The organism is Ruegeria sp. G5, assembly GCF_056533365.1.
The window spans coordinates 411337-423814 of the sequence record NZ_JBQFOK010000001.1 but is presented as its reverse complement, the minus strand read 5'-3'; the positions used below and the strand labels follow the sequence as shown (position 1 = coordinate 423814).

Genomic DNA, 12478 nt, shown 5'->3' with positions numbered 1-12478 from the left:
GGGTCTGTAAGAAAAAACTTGAACACCCTCATCTTTATAGTCAACTCTAAATTTACATTTCACACGGATGAGCCCATGGCAGGATTAAGAGAGAGGCAAAAAGCAGCACGAGAACGCAGGATTCTCGAGGCAGCATCTGCCAAATTCCGGTCGCAGGGCTATCGCTCGGTGCGAATCGAGGACCTTGCCGAAACGGCCGAGGTCTCTGTCGGGACGGTATACAATTACTACCAGACCAAAGGCGACATTCTGATCGCGACCGTCGCGATGGAGGTCGAAGAGGTCATCGCCGCAGGCGAGCGCATTCTGGCCGATCCCCCGGGCCGGCTGGACGAGGCCATTCTTGCATTGATCTACGAGTATTATGATCACTCGCTCGAGTATCTTTCCAAGGAAATGTGGCGTACGGCGATGGCGCATTCCATCGAAGATCCAAACACGCCAAGCGGTCGGAAATACGCAGAACAGGATGAACGGCTGGCCGCACAGGTCACGGATCTGATCACTGTCCTGCAGCACCGGGGACAAATCAGAACCGATCTCGTTGCGAATGATCTGGGCCGGATGATCTTCAGTTGCCTGAACCAAATGTTCGTCGATTTTGTAAAACAGGACAGCATGACCCTTGAGACTCTGCGCCAACATATTGCGGCGCAGATCCGACCTCTTGCACGGCTTATCGAAAAAGAGGCGACGCAGTGACCCAGTTCAACCATCCTCTGGGGCAACGACAGGCCGCGTATTGGCGGATCAGCGATAATGACGCGCCTGCCCCAATCGGGCTCTGCATCTAACTGAGACACCCAGACCAATGCAAAAGGGGCGCGGCAAACCGCGCCCCTTTGGTTCTCAAGCCTGTATTGGACCTGTTTACTTGATCAAGCGAAGCTTCTGGATCGAGCCTGCAATCGACACGAACGAGTCGATGATCTCTTCGCCAGTCACTTCGTAGTAGTGTGACCACGAAGATGCGCAGGTTCTGATCTCGGAAGCAGCCTCATCCGTGGTTTCGAACGCGACGGTGTAGACGACCGCGCCCTTTGCCTTGGCCAATTCACACTGCTGGTTGAACAGTTGCAGGTTGGTCAACTGCGACGAGGCAATGGTCGTGTCTTCGCTGGGGCGAGCCACCAGCTCCGTCAGGCCGTTTTCCTCTTCCATCTCGTCGGTGGGGCGCACCTGCGGGCTGGTCTGTCCATCGGTCATGATGACAATGATCTTCGAGCTGTTTTCATGCTCCCAGCTCAGCGGGCGGTTTGCGAACTCGGCCGGAACTTCCCCGGCTTGGCTGAGATAGGCAAACGCATCCTGGCTCGACGGGTCCAGCAGGGCCACAGCGTATTTCAGGCTGTAGTTGGTACCGGTGCCGTCGAACAGGCGCAGACCGTCGATGAAGGCGTGCAGTTCAGCTTCATCGTCCTGAGCGTATTGGATGCTCATTTCGTCTTCCGGGCACCAGCCCCAGTTCTGGGTGGTCGCATCATATTCCCAGTTCACGAAATAGGGCGTCTGTTCGATCGAGCCTGAAGGTAGGCTTGTGTCCAGGAAATCCGAATACGTCATCTCAAGGCAAGACGAAGTATTGTTCGGAATGTTGCCCACGTAATTGTGGAAATCAGAATACTGCAGCTCGATGTCCACGTTATTGAACTTGGTCGGGCCATCAGCTTCATCATATTCCGTCGTTGTCCGGTCAATGCTGAAATACGTCGTCTTCTGCCGTCCACCTTTGATAGAAGCTCCAACCAATTCCGCGCTTTCAGGCAGCTGGGACGAGTTGTCGATGATAAAGTCGCGCACATAGTGGTAGTAGGTGTCGACGTCATCCTTGTTGAACAGATCGGTCTCATTGTCCGGGAAACTGTCGATCTTGACGGAAAAATCGGGGTCAGCATTGCCGTCTGTATCGAACCAGAACACGACGTTCGAGATATCCTGTTGCCATTCCGGGAAGTAATCTTCCTCGGTGGTCGTGCCGAACCGCTCGCCGCCCAGATATTCGAACATCACCGAACCTGGGTTGGTTTGACCCGCAAATGGGATAATGCTGACCGACGTCGCGCATGCGTTGTCCGGGTCGTCGTTATGCTCCAGCGTTTTCGTCACAAACTCTTTGGCAGCAGTCTGCATTTGCGTCAGGCGCGCGTTGTCTCCCATACTGCCCGAGATATCCAAAACCATGGAAATCTCGGTACATGGTTCCGCCTCATTCGCAGCCGAGTTAACGTCGAGAGACAAGGTTTTGACCCCGCTCAAGCGCATGAAATTTGTGTTAAAATCAGTGCTGATAGTTGCGCTGACCGTCCGATCACGGGTTGCCTCTTGGACTGCCACAGAGTTTTCGTAATGCGACAATCCATGAGCTGCCAAATGCGCGTTCACAACGTCGGTCGGGGGCAGTTCCTGATCCAGATTTGCAGCCGCGAGAACGGCATTATCCAGAACCCACTGCAGTTTAACGCGATCCCGTTCATAGTTGACGACGTCGACCGCGATACCCGTCGCAGCCAACAACACCAAAAATACGAAAACGGCGAATATTGTAAAAGCACCATCTTCATCGGAAGCGAAGGTTTCTTGTTGCTTGGATTGCTTCCAATTCAGACTGCGCTTGGGTCGTCCATTGGGCCAGAACTTAGGCATTTGAATCTCCAATACGGCAATAATTATTTGCCTTTATCTCAGGAGAAATTGTTTCTAATTCGCCATAAATCGGGAGTTTAGACTACAGTAAATGAATGTTATTTTAACTGAATATGAACACGCAAATGTTTGATGTTTTGATTTTCGTGAAACGCCTGTCAATTACACCAACATCGGGGGTTCAAGGCAAATACCGATGCTAAATCGGTCCAAAAGCCCTTTGTCGACAACATTAAGCCATTTCAAAAATTAGATTACAGCTAGGGCGCTTAAAGGTCTGATTGTTACAAACAAAGTAACCTTCGATTCGCGGCTATAATCCAGTGATTGTCTACGCATTGGGGACAACCAAAGCGAAAATTAACCAATGTATTTTCAATGTGTTCGGCCATAATTCAGCTTAAGCGCAGCTGGCTTATCTCGGGTCTAGAAGCGGAGCCTTCAGGCACATAAAGGAAACTGCGGGGGCTAGTTGTCATTTTAATCTAGGAGCGTTGGTCGCAAGTCAGTCTCGACCGCTTCCCGGCTGACCAATGAAACACCAAAGCGGATGAATCGCGAACACGTTTCGAGCGCTATCATCAACACCCGAAACGGTTTGAGATCTTATTCATCAAACTCAGACCAGTGACCGAAAGAAAAGCCAACCAACCGCGCGGTCAGAATAGGCAACCAATAACTGGTTCAGACCCATTGCACAGAAAAAGCCCGCTCAAAATAAGAGCGGGCTTTCGTTCGCGCTTAGAGTGAGTACAAGGTGCGCGTGTTCTGTTTGCGGTGCTTCTATACACACCTATTTTATTAAGTAACCGGACCAGCCAATGTTTGTGTAGGTGGATGAAAATGGCTGGCCCGGCCCCCCTTGCCTCCGTGGGTGTCAGGGCAATGAGTTGGCGTTGACTATTCCAAACCCAACAGGGCTTTTACGGCTGTCTCCACTTCGTCGGTTACAGGTTTGTTTGCAGCGTCTTCCAGTGCAGCCCGTTCAAGTTCGGGTTGCTCTTCGATAGCTTCGTTCAGCGTTTCGACATCGTTCACGGCTTGTTCAAAATCGAGCGCTTCCTGACGTTCTTCCGCCAAAGCATCAGCTGCATCTTGCGACGCTTGCAAGTCAGCCTCAGCTTGTTCGATCGCGTTTTCGATATCGGGATCAGTTCCGCCAGCGTCAATCAAATCCTGTTCAAGATCAGCCAGAACCTGTTGATCTTCCTGAACTTGAGTCTCTGCGGCTTCCAGTTCCGGCTCTATTTCACTCACGGTACGCTCTGGCTCATCCAAGCCAGCCAAGATACCTTCAGCGATTGCAAGATCTTCCTCAAGCTGCTGCCCGGCCAGTACCGTATCACGATAGATCGCAATCCGACCAACCCGCGAATTGGGCGACGCATTCAGCAACGCTGTTTCGCTTGCATTCGCCGCGTTGAGCGCACCTAGCTCAGAAGGATGGGCACCCAAAAGCGCCGCAGCTTTGTTTCCCTTGGCGCGTACTTTTGGTCGAACCGAGGTTTCTACATCAGTCGACGCAAACGCCTTTTGCGCTCCGCCAGCCTTTTTCTGTCCGGCTTTCGATTTCGCTCCACCGCTTTTGTCGATGCCCAGCAAACCTTTCAGAGAAAAGCCTTTACCCTTCTTCGATTTGCTACCGCCACGGTTGAGTCCGCCGATTTTCGCGTCTTCCTTTTTGGAAGCTCCAAAACCGACACCTTTACTCTTTCCACCACTGTTGCCGGCGTTACCCTTATCGCCGCCATTTCCTCCGGCGTTACCGCCGCCGTTACCTTTGCCCCCACCATTTCCGTTACCTGGTTTAGCAAACGCTGCATCCGGCATTGCCATAGTCGCAACAACCGCAGCGGAGCCAACCAGAGCCACTGCAACTGCAGAAGCTTTCAACAGACTGGTTACCTTGGTTTTCATTTCATCCTCTTGGGTCAGATCCTGGCAATCACAACTCCGGGCAGAAAAGCTCAGAAAAGAATCACCTGCCCTCCCATAAGAACTGATGCTCGCTGAACACACGAAAAACTGTTTGTTCATCACTAGTTCACATAGAATTAATTAATCTTTAGTGTGATGTACGCCAAGACAGTGACAGTGATGATAAAGCTTTTTGCCACGACAGTTTGTGTGGCCCTTCTCGTGACGAGTGAAGGGAATGCCGCCGTGCGCGAATTAAAGCAGTCGGAGTTGCGTCAGGCGACCAAGTCCGGCGGGGCAATTCGGCTAAAGAAAGTGATCCGAGGGGTCGAAAAAGTCTTTGGCGGGACACCGGTCGACGCACGAGCCTATCAATCCGACGGTGTCTATTATCGGATTCTGATTAAGAAACCCAACGGCAAGATAGTGAGTGTCATCGTCGATGCCAAAACCGGCGTGGTTGTGTCCAACCGATCGAGCTTGGGGCGACAAATAAAAGAGGCCGCCCAAGCAAGCGCGACCAGGACCGCGAATACACGCAGCCAAGCTGGCAACAAAGCCAATAGCGGCAACTCCGGGAACAACGGTAACGGCAACGCTGGCGGTAATGGTGGCGGTAATGGTGGCGGCAACGGCGGCGGTAATGGTGGCGGCAACGGCGGCGGTAATGGTGGCGGCAACGGCGGCGGTAACGGTGGCGGCAACGGCGGCGGTAACGGTGGCGGCAACGGCGGCGGCAATAGCGGTGGCGGCGGCAACAGCGGTGGTGGCAACAGCGGCGGCAATGGCAACGGCGGCGGTAGAAGATAAAGAATGAATAATTGACCGAGGCACGGTAGTTTTCGCATATGAGAGTATTACTGGCAGAAGATGAACCGCACCTCTGTGCGCAAATCAAAAAGCTTCTGAATGCCGAAGGGCGCGTTGTGGATGTCGCCCATAATGGTCTTGAAGCCCTCCATCTGGGGTCAACCGAACCCTACGACGTCATCGTTCTGGATGTGGGCCTGCCTGAGCGCGATGGAATTTCCGTTCTACGAGAGTGGCGATCGGCTGGTGTAAAAACCCCCGTTTTGATCCTGACCGCTCGCGACGGCTGGAGCGAACGCGTCGACGGCCTTGATGCGGGTGCCGACGACTATATGACAAAACCCTTCCACATGCCGGAACTTGCCGCACGGGTCCGCGCGATCTTGCGGCGGCAAAGCGGACAACTGAACCCGATGATCGAGATGGGTGATGTGTCGCTGGACACAAAGAACGGTCGGGTCACAGCAAAGGGTATCCCGATTGATCTGACGGCACAGGAAATCGCCGTTCTGACCTACCTTGCGCACAACAGGGGCCGGTTGATCTCAAGAACCGAACTGTCTGAGCATATCTATGAATATGACGGGGATCGGGATTCAAATACCATCGCGGTGTTTATAACACGTCTGCGAAAAAAGCTGGGGCCCGAGCTCATAAAGACAGTGCGCGGGCGCGGCTACATGATTGATGGGACCTGATGCTTTCATTGCGTCAACGCGCCTTGTTGGGTGGCATGGCATCAGGCGCCATATCCGTCACCGTCGGAACGCTGGCCGTTCTTTCCTATATCAACTCCAGGGTTTCCGATCAGTTTGACGCAGCACTGCGGGATCGGCACACACAGCTTGTCGTTGGTCTGAGTGTAACAACGGAAAACCCGGGGGCTTTGGGTGATCTGATGTTTGACCCGGCCTATAGCACTCCGTATTCCGGACGATATTGGCAAGTCACCAGTCAGGCAGGCGATGTTTTTACATCCGCCTCTCTGTTTGACGAAACCATCGCAGAGCCGCAATCCACCCCAACCGCACCCGTCCTATGGAATACCGAAGGGCCAGAAGGTGAGGCACTGCGCAGCATTTATCAGGAAATCTCTTACGAAGACGGAACGGTTTGGGGGGTCAGCGTCGCCGAAAGCCGGGATGAGCTGATCGGTGAACGCCGGGCCGCGCAACGCAGTCTTTTTCCCGTCTTCACACTGGTCGGGCTGATCGGGGTCGCCGGATCGTTGTTTCTTATGTCTGCGATTCTTGGCCCCCTTCAGAAACTGCGAACGGATGTCGCTCATCGCTGGGACACGGACGAAGGTCTGAAACCGGATGACTACCCGGAAGAAGTATCGCCGCTGGTCGACGACTTGAACCAGCTCTCAAAGCGCAACCGCGATATCGTGTCTGGATCTCGACGGCAAACCGCTGACTTGGCGCACGCTCTGAAAACTCCGACGGCCATTTTGCGAAACGAGCTGAGCAACCTGTCCGAGCAAGGCACCCAGATTGAAACAGCCCAAGAAGCTTTGGGGAGGATCGACGCGCAACTGAGCAGATCATTGGCCAGAATGCGCGCCATGAATACTGCCGAGCTTTCCCATTCGCGCGCCGACCTGTCAAACTCGGTCGATCGGCTTTCACGCTTGTTTTCAAGGATGGCGGCCAGGGACGACAAGGTGTTTGAAGTCACGCGCCAAAAGGACCTTTGGGTTCGAATGGACCCGCAGGACATCGAAGAGGTCTTGGGAAATCTAATGGACAACGCGGTAAAGTGGTGCCGCAATACCGTTCGCGTTTCCGCCTTTGCCAAGCCAGGTCGCATAGAAATTCACATCGAAGATGATGGTCCAGGCATCCCGGAGGATGATCGCCGAGAAGCACTGAGATCCGGCGGTCGCCTCGATACCTCGGTGGCCGGTACGGGTCTGGGGCTTGCGATTGCGGTCGACCTCCTGAATGCCTATGGCGCCAAGCTTGAGTTGGGCCGGTCAAAAACATTGGGTGGTCTTGAGTGCCGGGTAATCATCAATTCAGTCTACAAAAAACCCGCGCGATAACGCCCCGTTGCCGCAGCTTTCCAGACAGCCTTTAGCCGTCAAATTCCAACAATAGATGCATAAAAAGCTGTTGGAGAACAATGCGCACACCAGCCAGCCCGTACTATTACTAGAGTTGGCTTTGGTGGCGGAGACGAAGGGATTCGAACCCTCGAGACGGTTTCCCGCCTACTCCCTTAGCAGGGGAGCGCCTTCGACCACTCGGCCACGTCTCCGCTGGCCGGTATATCCTCGCCTGTTGACCACTTACAAGACGATTTTCCAGAGCCTCGCGATTTTTCTGCCTACCGAGACAAGTTTGGCCGAGAGCGAGACCGCCAAAACCGTGATACGTGCCTCAAAAACGCGCAATGGCAGCCTTGACGGATTGCTTGGCAAGGGTTGTTTCACAAGATACACCATAAAGCTTGCCAAACATGCGTATTATAAGGCATATTTGTTCAGACATATTTTAAGAAAATAAAAATATTGAATTCATAGAGGTCAAAACCGGGCAGTAGGCGTTTCGCCTGCAACATAATCTATTTGGGGGAATAGACGGTTGGCCTGGTTAAAAGTGTTACTTGTTTTGTTGTGTTTGCTGCTTGCGCCTGTGCAGGCTCTGGCCAACATCGGAAAAGTTGTCGGCGTAAAGCAAGGCGCGCAGATCACGCGCGCGGGAAAGTCGCAACCGTTGAAGACCGGGATGGAGGTCGCGTCGGGCGACGCGATTTCGACGAACGGTAGCGGTCTGGTTCAGCTTATATTTAGTGACGAAACCAAAATTGCGATTGGTCCGAACGCCAGCATGGTGTTGGATGTCACCATGCTGCGCGGCAACCAAAAGGCAAAGTCATTTGCCGTTCAGGCCCTTGGCGGTAGCTTTCGTTTTATCTCGGGCAAAAGTAAAAAGCGTGCCTATTCGATCAAAACACCCACCGCCACCATGGCCGTGCGCGGGACAACGTTTGACATGTGGGTCGTTTCCGATGCGCAAAGCGCAATGTTGGTTCTGGAAGGATCCGTTCGCATGTGCGGACAAAGCGGTGCCTGTCGATCGGCGGGGCGCGTATGCAGCCTGTATGCAACGTCCGAGCGCGGCAGCGTCGGTCGCCCTATTGATCAGGTTCAATACGATCTAGCGCTGCAATCCGGGTTTCCTTTCATTCAGTCACAGCAGGACTTGCTCAGCCCGCTTCAGGTAGACATCGGAGGATGCGCGGGTGAGGCCGCACCAATCCCATCTGTGAACTCTGACCCACCTCCACGACCCGGTTTCCGACAAACGGCAGTGCAGGAGCAGGCCCCGCCAGAACCGCCGGCACCAGAACCACCGCGCCCGGACCCGCCGTCTGCTGAACCACCTTCGCCAGAGCCACCTTCGTCTGAGCCACCGACAAGGTCGAGCCGTTCGGGTCAGCAAGATGGTTCGAACCCAGCCGGGGTCTCCGGAAAATCCGGAGGTGTAAACAACCCCGGAAAAGGCAAGGGGCCGGGGCATGGCAAAGGAAAGGGACAGGGAAAAGGAAGAAAAGGTAAAACCTGAGCGGGTAACTCAGTCGAGTGACCGAGGAAGACAGCAAAGTAAGTCGCGTCAGGCGCATGCAAGCCATCCGCAGCTAGAAACAGATTGCTGCATACGGAGGCCGGAGTGACCAGAAGACCCAGAGAAAAAACAGGGCGTCGGCGGGGCTTCCGGCTGGTCGGCCTTGCCCTGATCCTGCTTGGGTGCCTGATCAGGGTTCTGGATCCCTATCCTGTACGGCAGACGCGGTTAATCTATTTCGATCTTCTGCAACGGATATCTCCTCGGGAATACGTCCCTGACCTGCCCATCCGCGTTCTGGATATTGACGAGCGGACATTGGCAAACTGGGGGCAGTGGCCGTGGCCCCGGACGCTGCTGGCGCAGATGGTTCAGAACCTTGGCGAATATGGCGCAGCAGCAATCGCGTTTGATATGCTGTTCGTCGAACCCGACAGGTATTCGCCAACTCGGTTGCTGAATGATCCTACTCTTTCCGAGGTTCTGACGGTCAAACGCCAAGCCCATCACATAGACTATGATGTCCTTTTCGGTTTGGAGGTTGCGAATTGGCCGGTTGTCATGGGAACCGCTGCGCGGATATCTCAGGAAGGGTCCGACGTTACCCCCAAAGCGGGCATCATTGAAATCGGTGAACAGCCGACCGCAGGGCTGGTACGGGTCCCGTATTGGACACCTATCGCACCACCATTGGATCGAAGCGCCGCCGGTATTGGCGGTGTAAATGTGTCGCCCCTTGGCGGGACCGGAGTTGTCAGGCGCGTACCTGTCCTGTGGGGTGGACCTAGCGGTCCAATCCCTAGCCTTGGGATTGAAGCACTAAGGGTCGCGATCGACGCGCCCTTTGTTCTGGCCGAAGGATCCCCGGATGAGGCGGGGATCATGCTTGCGGTCGAACTTGGTGAGTTTCGCTTGCCAACCACCGAAAACGGAGAGGTCTGGGTCAGGTACAGACGCGACCGACCCGACCTGTATCTGTCGGCGAATGAGATCATGCAAAATCCGAACGATCCGGCTTTGCGGGCCGAAATCGAAGGCCGGATCATTCTGGTGGGTACATCGGCGGCCGGGCTGTTCGACATGCACCAGACACCCCTGGGCGAGTCCGTTCCAGGCGTATCAATTCATGCCCAGTTGCTGGAACAAATTCTGACCGGCGAAATGCTGAACCGTTCAGATGTAACCGCGGCACTTGAATTGCTGTCCTTTGTGCTGCTTGGGCTCATCGTAATCGCCGTTATGTCCAGCTTTGGCGCGGTCGTATCCTTCGTCGCGGGCGGGCTTGCGGCTTGCGTCGTTCTGGGCACCAGTTGGCTTGCATTTCAAAACCAGCTGACGCTTTTCGATGTGACCTTTCCTTTGGTCGGTGGAATGGCAAATTTCGGGTTGCTGGCAGGATACCTGTTTGTATCGACCGAGCGGGAAAAGCGTGAAATCCGCAAGGTCTTTTCGCACTATGTCGCCCCCGAGATTCTGGACGAAATGGAACTCTCGGGCCACCAGTTGCAACTGGGCGGCGAAACTCAGGAAATCACCGTCATGTTCTCTGACATCCGTGGCTTTACCCCCCTGTCAGAAACCGTCTCTGCGACTGATCTTGTAGCGTTGCTGAACGAATTGTTTTCGCAAGTCGGCGATCAGATTCTGCATGAACGCGGTACGATCGACAAATTCATCGGTGATGCCGTCATGGCATTCTGGAACGCGCCCTTGCCGGTCGAGGATCACCCCTGCCGGGCCGCCCATGCCGCATTGCTGATGCGCAAGGCTCTGGTGGCGTTCAATGCATCACCCGTTATGCGAAACCGGCCACCGATTGAATTGGCGACGGGCTGTGCAACGGGTCAGGCCTGCGTCGGTAATATCGGGTCGCGAAGCCGTTTCAACTACACCGTAATCGGCGATGTAGTGAATATCGCGGCCCGTATCGAACAAAGCTGTCGCCACGTTGACTATGACATCGTCGTCTCGAACTCTGTCTATCGGGCGGCCCGCCAAGACCTTGCAATGTTGGAGGCCGGGTTTGTCGACCTCAAAGGGAAATCAGACCTAGAGGCTGTTTACGTTCTGGTGGGTGACAAGTCTGTGCTGGGAAGCCCTGATTTCGGTAAGCTCGCTACCGCGCATTCAGACCTGATTGACGCCATCCGCAACAGACAATCGCATCAGAGCATTGAGCAGATGTGCCTGCGTTGCGCGGCGCTGGCGGCGGATGTCGAACCGGGTTTACGGCAGTTCTATCAATCGTTGTCAGGGCGCTCTGCAGATTTTCGCACGGACGTGCAATCCGGTCAGGTCATATTCGGCCACCATCTTCGCGCCGGTCAAACATCGGCCTGAACGTTTGGGGCGGCTATGCTGCCCAGATTGGGGTCTTGCGCTTCAGACTGAATTTTCCATGATGAGCCCGAAAAAGAATACCCGCGCAAGGAAAGCGCAGGGCGGAATATGAGGCCAGGCACGTGACGTTTAAATTGGTTTCCTGTGACGGCGGCGGGATCAGGGGATACCTGACTTGCCTGATCCTTGAGGGCCTGCACCAAGAAACCGGTTTTCTGGATAAGGCAGACGGGTTCGCGGGCACGTCGACCGGTGGGCTGATTGCCGTGGCTTTGGCGGACGGTCGCACCCAGGGCAAGGATATGGGCGCTTTGATCGCTCAGCTTGCAAAACACTATCGCGACGACGCCGCAACCATATTCCGCGAAAATGAACGCACCCTTTTGGACAAGGCTTTGGATGACCTGCTGCGGCGGTTCAAACTGGGTGGTGGCCCCGGCATCCTTGCCTCGCAATACGTCGCGACCGGGCTTGAGGATATCGGGCATTCTTTGGTCTCTGACCGCACAGTCGGTTCGCTGGATCCCGATCTGGTACTGGCTGTGAACACCGCCTGCCTGCACCGCAGCGACAAAATTGGCTGGTCGCCCTTTACGATCACCAACCAGAACCTCACGCAAGACTCGTGGCTGGATATGAGCGCGGTGCATTTGCTCGACGTTGCGCTGGCCAGCTCGGCCGCGCCTTCGTATTTCCCACCCCATCTGATCAAGGCAGGTGGCAAGGATTACGGCTATTTTGCCGACGGCGGCACCTTTGCCAACAACCCGGTCATGAACGGAATCAATGTGGCCATCGCAACCGGCCACGCAAAGGGATTGGCAGATATTGACGCCTTGTCGATCGGCACCGGACAACAACCAACCGATATCTCAGAACAAATGGTCCGCAATCCTGACGATTGGGGCCTGTTGAAATGGTTCGGCATCACCTCGGGCGCGCATAAAGGGGCGCTGATTGAGCTGCTTTTGACAACTTCTGCTGAAAATCAGCACTGGATGGCACGCCTTGTTCTGAAGGACCGGCTTGTGCGGATTAACCCGCCGCTGCCCAAAGTGGTGGGGCTGGCCACGCACAAACCGGAATCCTACGTTTTGATGCAAAACGCGTTTCAGGCCTGCAAACAAAGCAAGTATTGGCAAAACGCCCTCAGCATGCTGAGCAACTGGTAAACTGAAACCCGGTCGACCTCGTCG

Annotated in this window: 9 protein-coding genes and 1 tRNA gene; 7 read left to right on the top strand and 3 right to left on the bottom strand. The window is 54.7% G+C overall.

Annotated features, from left to right (window positions below; translation table 11 throughout):
• Nucleotides 1-75 precede the first annotated feature (75 nt).
• Nucleotides 76-702 carry a TetR/AcrR family transcriptional regulator gene (locus tag ACR0BD_RS02065; protein ID WP_480828609.1) on the top strand — a complete coding sequence of 209 codons (627 nt, stop codon included), beginning with the start codon at nucleotides 76-78 and terminating at the stop codon, nucleotides 700-702.
• Nucleotides 703-870: 168 nt separating this feature from the next.
• Here ACR0BD_RS02065 and ACR0BD_RS02060 read toward each other — a convergent pair whose 3' ends face one another.
• A complete protein-coding gene (locus ACR0BD_RS02060; RefSeq protein ID WP_480828608.1) occupies nucleotides 871-2643 on the bottom strand; it encodes a TadE/TadG family type IV pilus assembly protein in 1773 nt (590 codons plus the stop codon).
• A 900-nt stretch (nucleotides 2644-3543) separates the two neighbouring features.
• Nucleotides 3544-4560, bottom strand: coding sequence for a hypothetical protein (locus tag ACR0BD_RS02055; protein ID WP_480828607.1), 1017 nt, complete (start codon nucleotides 4558-4560; stop codon nucleotides 3544-3546).
• Between the two features lie 222 nt (nucleotides 4561-4782).
• On the opposite strand from ACR0BD_RS02055, the gene ACR0BD_RS02050 reads away from it, so the two are divergent.
• The 3 genes from ACR0BD_RS02050 to ACR0BD_RS02040 are packed head-to-tail and all read left to right on the top strand — an operon-like array spanning nucleotide 4783 to nucleotide 7417.
• On the top strand, nucleotides 4783-5370 hold the full coding sequence (locus ACR0BD_RS02050) for a PepSY domain-containing protein (protein WP_480828605.1): 588 nt from the start codon (nucleotides 4783-4785) through the stop codon (nucleotides 5368-5370).
• A gap of 38 nt (nucleotides 5371-5408) precedes the next feature.
• On the top strand, nucleotides 5409-6068 hold the full coding sequence (locus ACR0BD_RS02045) for a response regulator transcription factor (protein ID WP_480695494.1): 660 nt from the start codon (nucleotides 5409-5411) through the stop codon (nucleotides 6066-6068).
• Nucleotides 6068-7417 carry a sensor histidine kinase gene (locus ACR0BD_RS02040; RefSeq protein WP_480828604.1) on the top strand — a complete coding sequence of 450 codons (1350 nt, stop codon included), beginning with the start codon at nucleotides 6068-6070 and terminating at the stop codon, nucleotides 7415-7417. The genes ACR0BD_RS02045 and ACR0BD_RS02040 overlap by 1 nt, the downstream gene beginning before the upstream one ends.
• 125 nt (nucleotides 7418-7542) lie before the next feature.
• Here ACR0BD_RS02040 and ACR0BD_RS02035 read toward each other — a convergent pair.
• Nucleotides 7543-7632, bottom strand: a tRNA-Ser gene (locus ACR0BD_RS02035).
• A gap of 362 nt (nucleotides 7633-7994) precedes the next feature.
• Between ACR0BD_RS02035 and ACR0BD_RS02030 the strand changes: the two genes are divergently transcribed.
• The 3 genes from ACR0BD_RS02030 to ACR0BD_RS02020 all read left to right on the top strand — a co-directional run bounded on the left by ACR0BD_RS02030 (nucleotide 7995) and on the right by ACR0BD_RS02020 (nucleotide 12454).
• A complete protein-coding gene (locus ACR0BD_RS02030) occupies nucleotides 7995-8942 on the top strand; it encodes a FecR family protein (protein ID WP_480828602.1) in 948 nt (315 codons plus the stop codon).
• A 105-nt stretch (nucleotides 8943-9047) separates the two neighbouring features.
• Nucleotides 9048-11282, top strand: a complete 2235-nt coding sequence (locus tag ACR0BD_RS02025) for a CHASE2 domain-containing protein (protein WP_480828601.1) — start codon at nucleotides 9048-9050, stop codon at nucleotides 11280-11282.
• A 122-nt stretch (nucleotides 11283-11404) separates the two neighbouring features.
• Entirely contained in the window at nucleotides 11405-12454 is a 1050-nt protein-coding gene (locus ACR0BD_RS02020) for a patatin-like phospholipase family protein (RefSeq protein ID WP_480828600.1), read from the top strand.
• The last annotated feature ends 24 nt before the right edge of the window (nucleotides 12455-12478 follow it).